This window comes from Pseudosulfitobacter pseudonitzschiae, from assembly GCF_900129395.1.
Classification (GTDB): domain Bacteria; phylum Pseudomonadota; class Alphaproteobacteria; order Rhodobacterales; family Rhodobacteraceae; genus Pseudosulfitobacter; species Pseudosulfitobacter pseudonitzschiae.
This window is the reverse complement of record NZ_FQVP01000005.1, coordinates 92,744-108,045: the sequence shown is the minus strand read 5'-3', so window position 1 is coordinate 108,045 and position 15,302 is coordinate 92,744. Positions and strand designations below refer to the sequence as shown.

The 15,302-nt window shown below is 62.8% G+C and carries 16 protein-coding genes; 6 read left to right on the top strand and 10 right to left on the bottom strand.

Going from position 1 to position 15,302, the window contains the following annotated elements; all coding sequences use genetic code 11:
• Positions 1 to 71 precede the first annotated feature (71 nt).
• Positions 72 to 1,949 carry a glycosyltransferase gene (locus BUC08_RS15105; protein WP_037926024.1) on the top strand — a complete coding sequence of 626 codons (1,878 nt, stop codon included), beginning with the start codon at positions 72 to 74 and terminating at the stop codon, positions 1,947 to 1,949.
• Here BUC08_RS15105 and BUC08_RS15100 read toward each other — a convergent pair.
• The gene (locus tag BUC08_RS15100; RefSeq protein WP_037926027.1) at positions 1,946 to 2,944 is read right to left on the bottom strand and encodes a hypothetical protein; all 999 of its coding nucleotides are present in this window, start codon (positions 2,942 to 2,944) and stop codon (positions 1,946 to 1,948) included. The genes BUC08_RS15105 and BUC08_RS15100 overlap by 4 nt on opposite strands.
• A 190-nt stretch (positions 2,945 to 3,134) precedes the next feature.
• Complete coding sequence (locus BUC08_RS15095; RefSeq protein WP_037926030.1) at positions 3,135 to 3,779, bottom strand: GntR family transcriptional regulator; 645 nt, start codon at positions 3,777 to 3,779, stop codon at positions 3,135 to 3,137.
• Positions 3,780 to 3,886: 107 nt separating this feature from the next.
• Here BUC08_RS15095 and BUC08_RS15090 point away from each other — a divergent pair, with 107 nt between their 5' ends.
• Together BUC08_RS15090 and BUC08_RS15085 are read left to right on the top strand one after the other, a co-directional pair.
• Positions 3,887 to 4,534 (top strand): pyrimidine 5'-nucleotidase, encoded by a 648-nt coding sequence (locus tag BUC08_RS15090; RefSeq protein ID WP_037926386.1) that lies wholly within the window; start codon positions 3,887 to 3,889, stop codon positions 4,532 to 4,534.
• A gap of 49 nt (positions 4,535 to 4,583) precedes the next feature.
• Positions 4,584 to 5,777: a UbiH/UbiF family hydroxylase gene (locus tag BUC08_RS15085; RefSeq protein WP_143186756.1), complete on the top strand. Its 1,194-nt coding sequence runs from the start codon at positions 4,584 to 4,586 to the stop codon at positions 5,775 to 5,777.
• Positions 5,778 to 5,877: 100 nt separating this feature from the next.
• On the opposite strand, the gene BUC08_RS15080 is transcribed toward BUC08_RS15085, so the two are convergent.
• The 3 genes from BUC08_RS15080 to BUC08_RS15070 form a co-directional block, all read right to left on the bottom strand.
• Positions 5,878 to 7,002, bottom strand: coding sequence for an aminotransferase class V-fold PLP-dependent enzyme (locus BUC08_RS15080; RefSeq protein WP_037926036.1), 1,125 nt, complete (start codon positions 7,000 to 7,002; stop codon positions 5,878 to 5,880).
• A 62-nt stretch (positions 7,003 to 7,064) separates the two neighbouring features.
• Positions 7,065 to 7,523 carry an Lrp/AsnC family transcriptional regulator gene (locus BUC08_RS15075; protein WP_028958170.1) on the bottom strand — a complete coding sequence of 153 codons (459 nt, stop codon included), beginning with the start codon at positions 7,521 to 7,523 and terminating at the stop codon, positions 7,065 to 7,067.
• On the bottom strand, positions 7,520 to 7,975 hold the full coding sequence (locus BUC08_RS15070) for an Lrp/AsnC family transcriptional regulator (RefSeq protein ID WP_037926392.1): 456 nt from the start codon (positions 7,973 to 7,975) through the stop codon (positions 7,520 to 7,522). Before BUC08_RS15070 ends, BUC08_RS15075 begins: the two co-directional genes overlap by 4 nt.
• 132 nt (positions 7,976 to 8,107) lie before the next feature.
• On the opposite strand from BUC08_RS15070, the gene ilvC reads away from it, so the two are divergent.
• The 3 genes from ilvC (at position 8,108) to BUC08_RS15055 (ending at position 10,741) form a co-directional block, all read left to right on the top strand.
• Entirely contained in the window at positions 8,108 to 9,130 is a 1,023-nt protein-coding gene (gene ilvC, locus BUC08_RS15065) for a ketol-acid reductoisomerase (protein WP_028958172.1), read from the top strand.
• Between the two features lie 148 nt (positions 9,131 to 9,278).
• A complete protein-coding gene (locus tag BUC08_RS15060; RefSeq protein ID WP_143186755.1) occupies positions 9,279 to 9,662 on the top strand; it encodes a hypothetical protein in 384 nt (127 codons plus the stop codon).
• A 146-nt stretch (positions 9,663 to 9,808) separates the two neighbouring features.
• Positions 9,809 to 10,741 (top strand): DMT family transporter, encoded by a 933-nt coding sequence (locus tag BUC08_RS15055; RefSeq protein WP_037926043.1) that lies wholly within the window; start codon positions 9,809 to 9,811, stop codon positions 10,739 to 10,741.
• Here the strand turns inward: BUC08_RS15055 and BUC08_RS15050 are convergent.
• The 5 genes from BUC08_RS15050 to BUC08_RS15030 all read right to left on the bottom strand — a co-directional run bounded on the left by BUC08_RS15050 (position 10,735) and on the right by BUC08_RS15030 (position 15,284).
• A complete protein-coding gene (locus tag BUC08_RS15050) occupies positions 10,735 to 11,229 on the bottom strand; it encodes a hypothetical protein (protein ID WP_037926045.1) in 495 nt (164 codons plus the stop codon). The two genes, BUC08_RS15055 and BUC08_RS15050, sit on opposite strands and share 7 nt — an antisense overlap.
• A gap of 54 nt (positions 11,230 to 11,283) precedes the next feature.
• Complete coding sequence (gene glmM / locus BUC08_RS15045; RefSeq protein WP_037926048.1) at positions 11,284 to 12,630, bottom strand: phosphoglucosamine mutase; 1,347 nt, start codon at positions 12,628 to 12,630, stop codon at positions 11,284 to 11,286.
• The gene (folP, locus tag BUC08_RS15040) at positions 12,627 to 13,637 is read right to left on the bottom strand and encodes a dihydropteroate synthase (RefSeq protein ID WP_037926055.1); all 1,011 of its coding nucleotides are present in this window, start codon (positions 13,635 to 13,637) and stop codon (positions 12,627 to 12,629) included. Before folP ends, glmM begins: the two co-directional genes overlap by 4 nt.
• Positions 13,634 to 14,554 (bottom strand): dihydroneopterin aldolase, encoded by a 921-nt coding sequence (locus BUC08_RS15035; RefSeq protein WP_037926058.1) that lies wholly within the window; start codon positions 14,552 to 14,554, stop codon positions 13,634 to 13,636. The genes folP and BUC08_RS15035 overlap by 4 nt, the downstream gene beginning before the upstream one ends.
• A gap of 100 nt (positions 14,555 to 14,654) precedes the next feature.
• Entirely contained in the window at positions 14,655 to 15,284 is a 630-nt protein-coding gene (locus tag BUC08_RS15030; RefSeq protein ID WP_037926397.1) for a cell wall hydrolase, read from the bottom strand.
• Positions 15,285 to 15,302: the final 18 nt, after the last annotated feature.

Below are 15,302 nucleotides of genomic sequence, written 5' to 3'. Positions count from 1 at the left end.
CCCTTTCCCTTAACACGTCATTAACCGCGTTCTGCCCAAGCTAGGCTTTGCCATCTGCGCAGGGGCCTTGAATGAGCGATCCACGGCTGCGACTTGTCCATCCCGAGGGGGTGCCAGAGCCAGGGCTGCCCGCACCGCTGGGCCGTCAGTTGGTCGAAACAGGATTGATCACCCAAACCGAGCTGCTGAACGCCCTGGGGCTGCAACGCCGGGTCGATGCGCAATTGGGCGACATCCTGATGGCCGAGGGCGTGGTGCAGCCTGACGACCTGTTGGCTGCGCTGGCACGACAACACAATGCCCAACTGGTTGATCTGAACGCCACCCCGCCACGCCGGAAAATCGCATCGGCGCTGCCATCGTCCTTGTGTTTGCAGCATCACGTGGTGCCGTGGATCTGGGTGGGCAACACCTTGCTGGTGGCCACGGCGCGACCTGACCTTTTCGACCATCTCCGCCGGTGCATGGGGGCCTTTGGCCCGGCGATGTTGCCCGTGATCGCAAGCCCCGGCGCCATTCGCACGCAAATCAACCGCCTGTACTGCACCCAGCTGGCGCACAAGGCGATCACCCGCGTGGCCAGCGTCGAAAGCTGCCGCAACTGGGGCAGACGTGGCAATGCGCTGTGGCTGTGGTCGGCAGGCTTTGCTTTGACCTCCTGCGTGATCCTGTCACCCGCTTGGACGGTAACCATGGCCTGCCTGTGGGCGGTGCTGACATTGATGATGACAACGCTGATGAAAGCGGCGGCCTTTGGCGCGCAGATCATTGGGGGCTTGCATGATCACCTGTCGAGCGCACCGCCTGTACCCCCGCCCTTCCGCCTGCCGCGGGTATCGGTGATGGTGCCGCTGTTGCACGAGAAAGAGATCGCCAATGCGCTGATCAAACGCATGGAACGGCTGACCTATCCCAAATCCCTGCTTGAGGTGGTGCTGGTGCTCGAGGCCAGCGACACCGTCACCCGCGACACCATCGCGCGCACCGATCTGCCACCGTGGATCAGCGTGATCGAGGTGCCCGATGCCGATTGCCTGACCACCAAGCCACGGGCGCTGAACTATGCGCTGGATTTCTGCAAGGGGTCGATCATCGGCGTCTGGGATGCCGAGGATGCGCCGGAGCCCGATCAGATCGAAAAGGTGGTGCTGCGGTTCCAGAACGCACCGGCAAACGTGGCCTGTCTGCAAGGGATCTTGGACTACTACAACCCGCGTACCAACTGGATGTCGCGTTGTTTCACCATCGAATATGCGACCTGGTGGCGGCTGATCCTGCCGGGCATCGCGCGGCTGGGGCTGGTGATCCCGCTGGGGGGCACGACGCTGTTTTTCCGCCGCGATATTCTGGAACGTCTGGGCGGATGGGACGCGCATAACGTCACCGAAGATGCCGATCTGGGCGTGCGACTGGCGCGCCACGGCTATCGCACCGAACTGTTGCCCACCGTCACCCATGAAGAGGCCAATTGCCGCCCCTGGCGCTGGGTGCGGCAGCGGTCGCGCTGGCTCAAGGGGTTCATGATCACCTATTTCGTCCACATGAGACACCCGCGCCAGTTGCTGCGCGAGCTGGGGTGGAAACGGGTGATGGGCCTGCAAGTGATCTTTCTGGCGACGTTTTCACAGTTTGCCGCAGCGCCGTTCCTGTGGTCGTTCTGGCTGATCCCGCTGGGGGTGCCGCATCCGGTGCAGATGACGCTGGGGTCAGCGGCGTTGTGGTGGATGACGGCGCTGTTCCTCTGCGCCGAAGGGCTGAGCCTGATCCTAGGCCTTGCCGCCGTGTCGGGACGCGCGCACCGGCATCTGCTGCCGTGGGTGCCGACGATGCCGTTCTACTTCCCGCTGGGGGCGCTGGCGGCCTACAAGGCCTTGCACGAAATGATCGCGCAGCCGTTTTTTTGGGACAAGACCCAGCATGGTTACGCCGAGGCGACCGAGGATGTTTAGGGTTTATAGGCCTCGATCACAGCCTTGGCATAGCAAGGGGCGCGCTGTTCCAGATCCTTGAATTTGGATGACGTCGGGTACCAGACGCGCAAAAGATCCCCTTTGAAGCGGGCGGATGCAAGCCAGTCTTCGGTCGATACCAGGGGCGCAAGCGGGCTGATCAGATCCAGCCGAGCCTGCTGGCTGCCGCGCAGGTGAAACAATACCCCCATGACGTCGTCGGCATTCTGCGGACATGCCGCACGCACCACCGCGGCCAGCTTTGGATGCTGCAACAGGTCCGCACCGCGTGCGCGCCATGCGTCCTCTGACTCTTCCCATGACACTGCCCCTTGGGACGAAAAGAACGGCGCCACCAAAATCTGATCTCCGCTGTCCAGCGCAGGCAACGATTGCCTCAGGTCCGAGATTCCATTGGCAAGGTCCTCATATTTGGTCCCACGTACACCCGCCTCAAATGCCTGCATAAAGGGAAATAGCGAAGGTCCAGTATAGGGCAGCAAGGCCGGATGGCCCAATGCGCGCATAGTAGACAGTGTATCGCCAAGGTTCATTGGCATATTCGCGTAGGCAATCGCAAGACCGATCACGCCCGCATCCGCCAGCGCAGCGGAATGGGCCGTATAATCCGTGTCCTTGTAGTGCATCAGCAACGCTGCCAAGGGACTGTTGGGGGCCGCGAACCTGATCCAAGGGACACCGAACCGACCGTTCGGTTTGCGAAAAATCGCCTTTCGTGAATCGGGGGAAAGCCTGCTAGTCACATAATAATGCGTCGGAAACGCATATTCAATCAGGCCAAGCGTCACCTGTGCCGCGACATTGCCATCGTTCGCCAAAGCAGCCATGTCGCGCAGCGTGGCCAGATCATCCGCGCCCGCCAGCCACTCTGTCCGCAGCTTTTGGTAGCGTGGATCGTCTTCCCCCTGCACCTGCGCCCATAAGGCCAAGGGAAACAGGGCGATCCATGCGATGCTCAGCAAAAGACGTGCCATGGCCTGGCTCCTTGTTCCTCAATCTGTTTGACCAGACAGCTATACGGCGAATGTGGACAAAATCGGGCGTTGCGCAGGCAAGGCCAGCAGCACTGCCTTTTGGTCTTCGGTGATTGTCTTGAACGTTTCAGGATGCCCCAATACGCATTCGTGTTTTCGCAACTGCGTGCCAGCGAGGGGAAAGTTCACCTCAGCCCTCTTCCTCGCGCCGGGCGGCATCCAGCTTCAGCCGTGTCATGAACGCCACCGAGATATGTTCGCGTAGCGCCGCGCCCGCCGCAGCACCGTCACCGGCCTCGATCGCGCGCACGATGGCGTCGTGTTCCTGCTGCGCGATTTCGGCGCGCCCTTCGGCGGCCAGCGTCGTGGTCGCCATCAGCGCCATGCTGCGGTGCACCAGATCCAGTTGCTGCACCAGATAGCGGTTGTGCGAGGCCAGGTGGATCTGTTTGTGAAACCGCCGGTTCGCACGGGCCATCGCCGCAGGGTCATCCAACAGCTGGTTGTCGGCCTGAACCATCTCGCGCAGCACGCGGACCTCTTCGGCGGTGGCATGGCGGGCGGCCAGGTTGGCGGCCAGCCCTTCCAGTTCGCCGCGCACCACGTAAAGCTCGGCCATCTGGTTGTGGTCCAGCGACGCCACGATCAGGCTGCGCCCATCGCGCGCCAGCAGCGATTGCGTCTCAAGCCGCTGCAAGGCCTCGCGGATGGGTGTGCGCGACATGCCGAACCGGTCGGCCAGCTCGCTTTCCACCAGCCGGTCGCCGGGGCGGTATTGCCCGATATCAATGGCTTCGAGGATCATCGAATAGGCATCGGTGTTCACTGGTTTCATCACGCGCTCCGGCCTTTGGCAGTCCTGCGCGCACCCTAAGGGCGCGGGACGCGGGTGCGCAAGCCTTGGCGCTTGCAGAAGCGCGCGGGCGGGCCTACCACGGGGGCATGCCTAATCCAGATTTCTCCCATGTCACGTCCTGGGTCTTTGACCTCGACAACACGCTGTATCACCCCTCTGCCCGCCTGTTCGACCAGATCGAGGTGCGCATGACGGCCTATGTGATGGACGCGCTTGGCGTCGACCGCGCCGAGGCGGACCGGTTGCGCCTGCACTATTGGCGCACCCACGGGACCACGCTGGCGGGGCTGATGCGCGAACATGGCGTCGATCCGACACCTTACCTCACGGACGTGCACGACATCGACCTAAGCCACCTGACCGCCGATGACGTGTTGGCCGCACGCCTGCGCGCCCTGCCGGGACGGCGGATCGTCTACACCAACGGCAGCGGTCCCTATGCCGAACGGGTGCTGGCCGCACGCGGGCTGGCGGGATGTTTCGATGCGATCTACGGGGTCGAGCACGCCAATTTCCTGCCCAAGCCCGACCGCAGGGCCTTCGAAACAATATTCGCCACCGACAAGCTGCGCCCCGAGGTTGCCGCGATGTTCGAGGACGACCCCCGCAACCTGACAGCCCCGCATGCGATGGGGATGCGCACCGTGCATGTGGCTGACGTGGCCGCCCCCGCCGATCATATCCACCACCACACCGACGATCTGTCGGGGTTTCTGGCGCGGCTGGTCGGATAGGACGCTTTGCCGCCTTTCCTGCGCCGCGCACCGTACTAGGATCACCGACATGATTGAAACCGATATCCTGATTTCCGGTGGTGGCGTCGCCGGGCTGACTGCGGCGGCGGCCTTTGGCACGGCGGGCTTTGACGTGATCTGCGTCGATCCCGCCCCGCCCATCACCGAGCGTGAGGCCACAGGCGCGGACATGCGCACCACCGCGATGCTGCAACCGGCCCGCGAAGTGTTGAAAACCGCAGGGCTGTGGGAGCGGCTGGAACCTCATGCCGCACCGCTGAAGATCATGCGCATCGTTGACGCGGGCGGGGCCGAGGGCACCCCCCGCCTGACCCGTGATTTCCGCGCGGCGGATATCTCGGACCTGCCCTTTGGCTGGAACCTGCCCAACTGGCGGCTGCGGCGCGAAATGGTGGGGCGGCTGCAGGAACTGCCCAACGTCGATTTCCGCCCCGGTTCCGGCACCGCCGGTCTGCTGACCCGCACCGCCGAGGCGCGGGTCAAGCTCAGCGATGGCACAAGTGTGCGCGCCAAGCTGGTGATCGCCGCCGACGGGCGCAATTCCCCCATGCGTCAGGCGGCGGGGATTGACGTGAAAACAACGCGCTACGGGCAAAAGGCGCTGGCCTTTGCCGTGACCCACCCGATCCCGCACGACAACGTCTCGACCGAAGTGCACCGCACCGGCGGGCCGTTCACGCTGGTGCCGCTGCCCGATCACGAGGGGCTGCCTTGTTCGGCCGTGGTGTGGATGGACGACGGCCCTGCAACCGTTGCACGGATGGCGCTGGACACTGAAACCTTCGAGGCCGAGATGTCCACGCGCAGTTGCCACCTGTTCGGGCCGCTCACATTGGCCTCGAACCGCACGATCTGGCCGATCATCAGCCAACAGGCCGAACGCCTCAGCGGGCAGCGTATCGCCCTGATGGCCGAGGCCGCGCATGTGGTGCCACCCATCGGCGCGCAGGGTTTGAACATGAGCCTGTCGGATCTGTCGACCCTGCTGGACCTCGCACTGGCACGGCACGAACATCTGGGCGACGCGCAGATGCTGGATGCCTATCACGACGCGCGCATTCGCGACGTGCGCGTGCGGGTGGCAGGCATCGACGCTTTGAACCGGGCATCCCAAGTCAGCACGCCCGCACTGAGGGATGCGCGGGCGTTGGGGTTGAATGCGCTTTATGCGCTGGCACCGGTGCGCAAGACGCTGATGCAAATGGGTCTTGGGGTGCGTTAAAGCACTTCTCGGAAAACCGAAAATAAAGGTTATCACTTAACGCGTTGAAATCTATGATTTCAGGCAGCGTTAAGTGATCCAGTTTTTTTCGAAAGTGCTATTAAAGCACCTTGTCCAGAACGGTTTCCAGACGCGCCAGCGTGGCGTCCACGTCATAAAGCTTGTCCAGCCCGAACAACCCCAGCCGGAAGGTCGAGAAATCCGCAGGCTCGTCGCAGGCCAGCGGCACCCCGGCGGCAATCTGCATCCCCTCGGCGGCGAACTTCTTGCCGTTCTGGATCTGCGGGTCGGCGGTATAGGACACCACGACACCCGGCGCCCCAAATCCGTCTGCGGCCACCGAGGTCACACCACGGTCCGCCAGCATCTTGCGCACCGCATCGCCCAACTGCCACTGCGCCTCTTTCAGCCGGCCAAAGCCGTAGTCGCGGGTTTCCACCATCGTGTCACGGAACGCCCGCAGGGCATCCGTGGGCATGGTGGCGTGATAGGCATGGCCGCCGTTTTCATAGGCCTGCATGATCTGGTGCCATTTCTTCAAGTCGATGGCAAAGCTGTCCGACGTGGTCTGCTCCATCCGCGCCAGCGCACGGTCGGACATCATCACCAGACCAGCCGAGGGGGCAGCGCTCCACACCTTTTGGGGGGCCGAGAGCAACACATCGACGCCCAACTTGCGCATATCGACCCAGGCACAGCCAGAGGCGATGCAGTCCAGCACCATCAACGCGCCGACCTCGTGCGCCGCGGCTGCCATGGCCGCCACATAGTCATCGGGCAGGATCACACCGGCGCTGGTTTCCACGTGCGGGGCAAAGACGATCTCAGGCTTGCCCTCGCGGATGGCGGCCACGACCTCGTCAATCGGAGCGGGCGCAAAGGGGGACGGCGACGCATTTCCGGTCTGGCGCGCTTTCAGCACGGTTGCCTCGCCGGTCAGATCACCGCTTTCGATGATCTGGCTCCAGCGGTAGCTGAACCAGCCATTGCGCACCACCAGCACGCGCGCCCCACGGGCGAACTGGCGGGCGACCGCCTCCATCCCATAGGTGCCGCCGCCGGGCACGATGGCCACGGCATCGGCGGCATAGACCTCTTTCAGCATCGCCGAGATGTCTTTCATCACCTTCTGAAAGGCAGCGGACATATGGTTCAGCGAACGGTCGGTGAAGACCACCGAGAATTCATCCAGCCCTTGCGGGTCAACAGTGTCGAGCAATGCCATGTGTGGCCTCCTTCAGTCTGACGTTGCGCCAGTCCTACGCCCGATATGTGACAAATGCCAGTTCAGCCGATGGGACCGGTCAGCCGCTCTTCACTCAGCAGCACGTTCGCCTCGACATCCCCCGCCCCCGGCAGGGTCATGATCCGCCGCCGCAGCACCCGTTCGAAATCGGGCAAGTCGCGGGCCACCACGCGCAGGCGGTAGTCGTACAGGCCAAGGACGTGTTCCACCGTCTGCACCTCGGGGATTGCCGTCACCGCGCGTTCAAAGTCCTCCAGGCTGACGCGCCCCTTGGTGGCCAGCTTGACCCCAAGAAACACCGTCACGCCAAAGCCCACGGCCTCGGCATCAATCTGCAAGCGGTGTCCGGCAATCACACCGCTGTCTTTCAGGCGTTTGATGCGCCGCCATGTGGCGGGCTGCGACAGGCCCAGATCGCGGCCCAACGCGCCGGCACTTTGCGTGGCATCCAGCGCCAGCGCGCGCAGCAAGGCGCGGTCGATGTCGTCCAGCTCCATCATATCGGCAACCGCTCGTCCGCCTTGATCCGCGCCACATGCATCAGCGGTTCGATGTCCGAAATGTGTGGCAGGGTCAGCACCCGCGTGCGGTACACCCGCTGGTAATGCGCCATATCCTGCGCAATCACCGACAGGCGCACATCGACGCGGCCCAGAAAAGTCTGGATCTCGACCACCTCGGGCACTTCACGCGCCGCTTTCAGGAACTCGTCAAAGGCCGCCGCGACCGTCTTGTCCAGCGTCACGCGCAGCGACACCTCGACCGAATAGCCCAGGGCCTGCCAGTCGATCACGGCCCGCACGCCCTTGACCGCACCGGTGTCCATCAGCCGCATCTGCCTCCGCTGCACCCGCGCTGGTGTCATGCCGCAGCGTTCGGCCAGCTCCGCCGGTGACAACGTCGGGTCGGCCTGCCATTGGCGCAGAATGCGTCGGTCCAGATCATCAAGCATGAATTTTATGCCTTTTGCAATTTCGGCGAATGATTCACCCTTCATATTGCCAAATAAACTCAAAATCCAACGCTGACCATCCCTGATGCGGGGCATATGGTGCGGCCCAGAGACATATGGAAGGATACCAACATGCGCGTTTACTATGACCGCGATTGCGACATCAACCTGATCAAGGACAAGAAAGTGGCCATCCTGGGCTACGGCTCCCAAGGCCACGCCCACGCGTTGAACCTGCGCGACAGCGGCGCCAAGAACCTTGTCGTCGCCCTGCGCGAAGGCTCGCCCTCGATCGCCAAGGCCGAAGGCGAAGGCCTGAAAACCATGGGCATCGCCGAAGCGGCCGCATGGGCCGACCTGATCATGTTCACAATGCCTGACGAATTGCAGGCAGATACGTACAAGAAATACGTCCACGACAACATCCGCGAAGGCGCGGCCATCGCGTTTGCCCACGGCCTGAACGTGCACTTTGGCCTGATCGAGCCGAAAGAAGGCGTCGACGTCATCATGATGGCGCCCAAAGGCCCCGGTCACACCGTGCGCGGCGAATACACCAAAGGCGGCGGCGTGCCCTGCCTGGTGGCCGTGGACAAGGACGCATCCGGCAAGGCGCTGGAAATCGGCCTGTCCTATTGCTCCGCCATCGGTGGCGGCCGTTCGGGCATCATCGAAACCAACTTCCGCGAAGAATGCGAAACCGACCTGTTCGGCGAACAGGCGGTTCTGTGTGGCGGTCTGGTTGAACTGATCCGCATGGGCTTTGAAACCCTGGTCGAGGCGGGCTACGCCCCCGAGATGGCCTATTTCGAATGCCTGCACGAAGTGAAGCTGATCGTGGACCTGATCTATGAAGGCGGCATCGCCAACATGAACTACTCGATCTCGAACACAGCCGAGTACGGCGAATACGTGTCCGGCCCGCGCATCCTGCCCTACGACGAGACGAAGGCACGGATGAAAGCGGTTCTGACCGACATTCAAACCGGCAAGTTCGTGCGCGACTTCATGGCGGAGAACCAGGTGGGTCAGCCGTTCTTCAAAGGCACACGTCGCATCAACGACGAACACCAGATCGAAGCCACAGGCGAAAAACTGCGCGGCATGATGCCGTGGATTTCCGCAGGCAAGATGGTCGACAAATCCAAGAACTAAACCGTACCCATCGTCAAAAATCCAAAGCCCCGGCGTCGCTGCCGGGGCTTTTTCTTTGCGCTGACTCTTGCCATGCCCCCGAATGGGCATGGAACAGCCCGAGTTCCACAGGCGTTCATTCCCTGAACATCTTTACGAGGACACCGCCATGTTAAAGTTTGCCCTACCGATCGTAGCCTTGACTGCAGCCTGCAACATGGTCGGCAGCCCTGCAGTATCCGGCGATATCCCCAATGCCCTGGTGGGGGCGTGGGGCATGAACCTGGCCGATTGCAAAAACGATGCTGCGGCCAAGGGGTTGGTCAGAATTTCCGGCAGCGAACTGAAATATTACGAAGCACGCGGAACCCTGACCGCTGTCATCGAGGAAACACCCACGCGCCTTGTGGGTGAGTTTGCCTTTGAAGGAGAAGGCCAGACCTGGAAACGGCAGATGGTCCTGGACGTGCAAGATGGCGGTCAAACCCTGATCACGCGCGAATATGGCGCTGGCGCCATCCCGGGTGCGCAGAAATATTCACGCTGCCCGTGAAACGCCTGTGACAATTGGTTTCAAACCGCTCGACACGGTTTGAAACAGATGCTTTGAGCGTCATCAAAGCATCGCGCGGCCAAGACGTGCGAATGTGTCCGGCAGCACCCGCTGGTTCAGACATTGAAACACGAAGGCATAGCTAAATGACGCAAACCTCTGACATCTCCGGCAAAAGCTGGGCCATGGTCACCGTTCTTGGTTTTACCTGGGGAGGGACGTTCCTGGTGACCGAACTGGCGCTTCAGGGTATCACACCTTTCTGGCTGGCTGCGGGCCGCATCGGCTTTGCGGCGCTTTTGATGTTGGCGATCTGGCGCGCCTTGGGCGGGCGGCTGTTCGCACAGGCCCCGAACAGGGGCACCTGGGGCGCAATGATTGCAATTGGGGCGTTCAGCTCGGCCATTCCGTTCATGCTGTTGGCGTGGGGTCAGCAACACGTGACCTCAGGGTTTGCCGGTGTGACCATGGCGTCTGTGGCGCTGACCGTGCTGCCGCTGGCGCATTTCTTTGTGCCGGGCGAGCGTCTGACGCTGCGGCGGGCAATCGGGTTTCTGATCGGCTTTGCCGGTGTCTGTGTCCTGATCGGGGGGCGTGCCTTTGAAAGCACGGGCGCAGGGCTGGAAACGGCGGGACGTGTGGCCTGTGTCGGGGCGGCGCTGTGTTACGGCATCTCGTCGGTGCTGATGCGGCGGTTGCCACAGGTTGATCCCATCGGGCTCAGCACTGTGCTGCTGTTGATCGCAGCGGCCATCGTTGTGCCCGCAGCACTGATCGTTGAAGGCTGGCCGCCCCTGCCATCGGCGAAAACCCTTTTGATCATCGCCTTTCTGGGACTGGTGCCCACCGCGGCGGCCAATTTCCTGCGCGTCACGGTGATCCGAACGGCCGGTCCGGTGTTCATGTCCCTGACCAACTACCAGGTGCCGGTCTGGTCTGTGCTGATGGGCATCGTCCTGCTGGGCGAGCCAGCGCCACCATCCTTGTTTCTGGCGATGGCGCTGATCCTTGCAGGTGTGGGGCTCAGCCAGTACGGCGCGCTGCGCCGCCTGTTTGCTTCAGCCCGCGCAGGTCAATAGCGGCCCAGATCCATCTTGGTCTTGGCCAGCACCTTGCCCTTGGCATTGATGGCCTTGATCTCGGCCTGATACTGGTTGCCCTTGCCGCCCGAACACGGGGGCAGATAACCGGCAGAGGCATATTCGCCCGTGCTGCGCGCCTTCTTGATCACGCGCACGCCACCCGGCAATTTGGCCGTCAGGCCGGGCACGGCCGGATAGCTGCCCGAGCTGCCCTTGACCGGATAGCCCAGCGTGCCGTGGCCCCCCTTGGTCGACAGCGGGCGAAAGCTTTTGTCGTTGTATTCCACGACCAGCATCACCGTGCCATCCGGGATGCCTGTAACCTGAAAGGGCGGAGTTTTTCCCTTGCCGCCGTGCAGGGTACACTGTTGACCCGCAGGTACGGTCTTGCCGTTCCAGGGCGCACCGATCTGCGCGCGCATTTCGGCGCTGGCCAGACCGGCAGAGAGGGCAATAATGGGCAACGAGAGAAAAAGGGATTTCATAACAAAGGCTCCTGAGCGTTAACCCGCCCAGCTTTGCCAAATTATCCCCTTGGATCAACCCCCGACAGCCGCCTCGACCGCGTCCACAACCGCATTCACCGCATCCTCAAGCACCTGTGCGTTCTCGCTTTCCGCCATGACGCGGATCAACGGTTCGGTCCCCGAGGTGCGGATCAGCAGACGGCCATTGCCACGCAACTGAGCCTCGGCCTCTGCGATGGCGGCCTTGACCGATGCGGCCTCCAGCGGGGCTTGTCCTTCGGCATAACGCACGTTCTTCAGCAGTTGCGGCACCGGATCAAAGTTGTGCAACAGCGTGCTGGCGGGCTGGCCCGAACGGATCATCTCGGCCAGGAACTGCAAACCCGCCATCAGCCCGTCGCCAGTGGTGGAATGGTCGGTCATCACGATATGGCCCGATTGCTCGCCGCCCAGGTTAAAGCCACCCTCGCGCATCCGCTCGACCACATAACGGTCGCCCACGCTGGTGCGTTCCAGCCGCAGGCCGCGCCCTTCCAGAAACCGTTCAAGGCCAAGGTTCGACATGACAGTGGCAACCAGAGCATTGCCCTTGAGCTTGCCCTCATCCGCCCAGCGGGCCGCCATCAGTGCCATGAACTGATCGCCATCGCCCACTTGCCCGTGCTCGTCGATCAGGATCACGCGGTCTGCATCGCCGTCCAGACAAATCCCGACATCCGCACCATGCGCCACGACGGTTTCCGCAGCAGCCTGCGGGTGGGTCGAGCCGCAGCCCTGGTTGATGTTGTGGCCATTGGGGCTGACACCCACGGGGATCACGGTGGCGCCCAGTTCCCACAGGGCTTCGGGCGCGACACGGTGCGCTGCGCCATTGGCACAGTCGATCACGACCTTCAGCCCGTCCAGACGCATCTGGCGCGGGAAAGAGGACTTCAACCGCTCGATATAGCGAAAGCGCCCGTCGTCGATCCGCTTGGCGCGGCCGATCTGGCCTGCGTCGATCAAATCGACCCCGTCGCGCACCAGCGCCTCGATTTCATCTTCGGCGGCATCCGACAGCTTGAACCCGTCGGGGCCAAAGAACTTGATCCCGTTGTCATGGGCCGGGTTGTGGCTGGCCGAGATCATCACGCCCAGATCGGCGCGCATGGAGCGGGTCAGCAGGCCGACCGCCGGCGTCGGCACCGGCCCCAGCAGCAGCACGTTCATGCCCATCGAGGTCAGACCGGCCGTCAGCGCATTCTCGAACATATAGCCCGACAGCCGCGTGTCCTTGCCGATCACCACGCGGTGCGCACCGCTGTCATCGCGTTTGAAATAGCGTCCGACCGCCGCGCCAATACGCAGGGCGGTTTCGGCTGTCATGTTGCCGGTGTTCGCAGTGCCGCGAATGCCGTCTGTGCCAAAGAGTTTTTTCATGACGACCGATGTGCCACAGAGGCCTGCCACAGCGCAATGGCCTGTGTGTGCAGGGCGACATCATGGGCGCGGATCAGCTGCACCCCCTGCCCCAAAGCCGCCAGCGCCACGCCGACCGAACCCGGGCCGCGTCTGGCCGCGTCCGGTTCATCCGCCAATGTGCCGATAAAGCGTTTGCGCGATACGCCCAGCAGGATCGGCACACCCAGCCCGTGGAACAGCGACAGACGGTTCAGCAGCGTCATGTTGTGCGCGAGCGTCTTGCCAAAGCCGATGCCGGGGTCTGCAATGATCTGGTCACGCACAATGCCTTGCGCGGTCAGGACTGCGATCCGCTCTTCAAGGTAATCGTACACATCCAGCAGCACGTCATCGTAGTGCGGATCGTGATGCATGGTCGCCGGATCGCCCTGCGCGTGCATCACGCACACCGGCGCACTGCGAAAGGCGCAAAGCGGTGCAAGCGCCGCATCATAGGTAAAGCCTGCCACGTCATTGACCACATCCGCACCTGCATCCAGAGCAGCCGCCGCCACGGCAGCCTTGCGGGTGTCGATGGAGATGGGCGTTTCGATGCCGGCCGCACGGATGGCGGCGATGGCAGGGGCCGTGCGGGTGATCTCATCCTGAGGATCGACGGTTTCGGCCCCCGGTCGCGTGGATTCCCCGCCCACGTCGATCATGGCAGCCCCATCCTGCACCATCTGGACCGCATGGGCAGTGGCCGCGGCTCCCTGATGCTGTCCCCCGTCAGAGAAACTGTCAGGGGTCACGTTGAGAATGCCCATGACATGCGGCCTGTCCCACTCAAGGCCCGCAATCGGCGCGCGCGGGTGGGTCAGCGCGGACAGGTCACCGTATGCCTGATCTGCCGAAACCACCACCGGCGCGCGGCCCCGTTCCAACACTTCGACATGGGTGAACCAGCCCCAGCCGCCCGCCAGCGTCAGTGCCGTGTCAGGCCGGGCGGCGCCGACCTGTACCAAGGGCCGAAAATACTGCGTCACAGAACGGCATCCTGCACCGAAACCGCGCGCAGCGGCACCGAGGCGTCAGCGGGCAGGTCCGCACCGATCACCAGCAGTTCAGACGCGTGATAGGTCGAGGCAAACCATGCCGCCAAGGCCACGGCATCGCTGGGCTGGACCGATGGCCCTGCGACCGCGTCCAAAACGATCTTGGAAGGGGCCCAGACACAGCTTTGGCCGTTCTTCATCGCCCATTCCAGTTCGGTGTGGGTTTCGACCACCACACAGCGTGCATCGCGCGCAGCCAGCACCCATGCGTTTTGCTCAATCGCCAGCAGGTCGATGCGCCGCTGGGTCCAGCGGTGGCCGGTCTGGGGCGCGGGCACGTCGGATGGACCAACGCAAAAGATCAGCGGACGGCCCGCGGCCTGCAGCTGGTCGATCCAGCCGGTCAGATGCGGCGATGCGATGGCCGCGTTGCCAAAGAACACCAGTTCGGGGTGCAGCGTCTCTTCTTCATCGACCGGCTGCGTGTCCTCGGTGCGGGCGCGTACGATCTCGACGCCCAAGGCGCCCGGCCCCCGGTCCAGCTTTTCGATCCGCACAAAGGCGCGGACCGCCTGCGGTTCGATCAGGATGCGATCCGCCACACGTTCGGCCAGCGTTTCCAGCAGGTTCAACCGCTCGTCGGCCAACTCGTGGGCAATGGCCTCTGTCACCTTGTCATAGCTCAGGATGCGATCCACGTCGTCGTCGATGGGACCTGTCAGCGGCTGCACTTCGACAACGATGTTGAACTTGATCCGCTGCGTCTTGCCGCGCTCGGCCTGAAAGGCGCCGATCTCGACATCCACCGCATAATCGCGCACCGATATCCGGTCCAGCGGCATCCCATCATCAGTGGCCACCGAACGTTCCGACGGGTGCGCAAAGGCAAGGTGGATTTCAGAAGCCATAAGTTCGCGTCCCAAGAGCAATTGACTGCCCTTCTAACGCCCCCGCCCCCGAAACGACAGTGCCAAAGGCGTCGCCCGACAGGTCAAAGACGGCGCGATCTCAGTTGGACGCGGTCATATAGGTGTCGCGGTAGAACAAATGCACACCGATGCGCGCCGTCTGGGTATAGACCTTGCTCCAGCGCGGGTTCACGGCAGTGGTGTGGTAGTGTGTGGCACCCGATGTCAGCTTGGGCGCGGTTCCATCCAGAACAGCACGGGCCACTTTGGCCACGCGGTTGAACGCCGCCTGCTCTCGGATTTTGTCGGCGTGGCCGTCACAGGTATAGGTGAACTGGCACTGGTATTTCTTGCCGGTGCCCTGTTTGATCACGCCGCAGACCGATCCGGGAAAACGGCCGGACTTGACCCGGTTCATGATCACCTCGGCCACGGCAAACTGGCCTTTGACCGTCTCGCCACGCGCTTCGAAATACAGCGCCTCGGACAGACAGCGCCATTGGTCGCCGCCGGTGGCCTTGGGCTGGTGGTCCAGCCATGCGCTGGTGAACTGAATGCCCTTGTGGCTGGTGGTCGGGGGCGAAATCATTGCTTGCAGGCGTTCCTGAGAGAGTGATTGCAAACCCTGACGTTCGGTCTTGAGCAGGGTCAACGCCTCTTTCTCCGAGGCATGAGCAGGAACAGAACACAGACCAAAGGCCAGTGAGAGGCACAGCAGCAAAAATTTCATCAGATCCATCGCAGGCAG

Bases quoted from the DNA above. Each gene is read 5' to 3' on its own strand.
- BUC08_RS15105 (WP_037926024.1), top strand. From the start codon at position 72: ATGAGCGATCCACGGCTGCGACTTGTCCATCCCGAGGGGGTGCCAGAG.
- BUC08_RS15100 (WP_037926027.1), bottom strand. From the start codon at position 2,944: ATGGCACGTCTTTTGCTGAGCATCGCATGGATCGCCCTGTTTCCCTTG.
- BUC08_RS15095 (WP_037926030.1), bottom strand. From the start codon at position 3,779: ATGAAACCAGTGAACACCGATGCCTATTCGATGATCCTCGAAGCCATT.
- BUC08_RS15090 (WP_037926386.1), top strand. From the start codon at position 3,887: ATGCCTAATCCAGATTTCTCCCATGTCACGTCCTGGGTCTTTGACCTC.
- BUC08_RS15085 (WP_143186756.1), top strand. From the start codon at position 4,584: ATGATTGAAACCGATATCCTGATTTCCGGTGGTGGCGTCGCCGGGCTG.
- BUC08_RS15080 (WP_037926036.1), bottom strand. From the start codon at position 7,002: ATGGCATTGCTCGACACTGTTGACCCGCAAGGGCTGGATGAATTCTCG.
- BUC08_RS15075 (WP_028958170.1), bottom strand. From the start codon at position 7,523: ATGATGGAGCTGGACGACATCGACCGCGCCTTGCTGCGCGCGCTGGCG.
- BUC08_RS15070 (WP_037926392.1), bottom strand. From the start codon at position 7,975: ATGCTTGATGATCTGGACCGACGCATTCTGCGCCAATGGCAGGCCGAC.
- ilvC (WP_028958172.1), top strand. From the start codon at position 8,108: ATGCGCGTTTACTATGACCGCGATTGCGACATCAACCTGATCAAGGAC.
- BUC08_RS15060 (WP_143186755.1), top strand. From the start codon at position 9,279: ATGTTAAAGTTTGCCCTACCGATCGTAGCCTTGACTGCAGCCTGCAAC.
- BUC08_RS15055 (WP_037926043.1), top strand. From the start codon at position 9,809: ATGACGCAAACCTCTGACATCTCCGGCAAAAGCTGGGCCATGGTCACC.
- BUC08_RS15050 (WP_037926045.1), bottom strand. From the start codon at position 11,229: ATGAAATCCCTTTTTCTCTCGTTGCCCATTATTGCCCTCTCTGCCGGT.
- glmM (WP_037926048.1), bottom strand. From the start codon at position 12,630: ATGAAAAAACTCTTTGGCACAGACGGCATTCGCGGCACTGCGAACACC.
- BUC08_RS15035 (WP_037926058.1), bottom strand. From the start codon at position 14,554: ATGGCTTCTGAAATCCACCTTGCCTTTGCGCACCCGTCGGAACGTTCG.
- BUC08_RS15030 (WP_037926397.1), bottom strand. From the start codon at position 15,284: ATGAAATTTTTGCTGCTGTGCCTCTCACTGGCCTTTGGTCTGTGTTCT.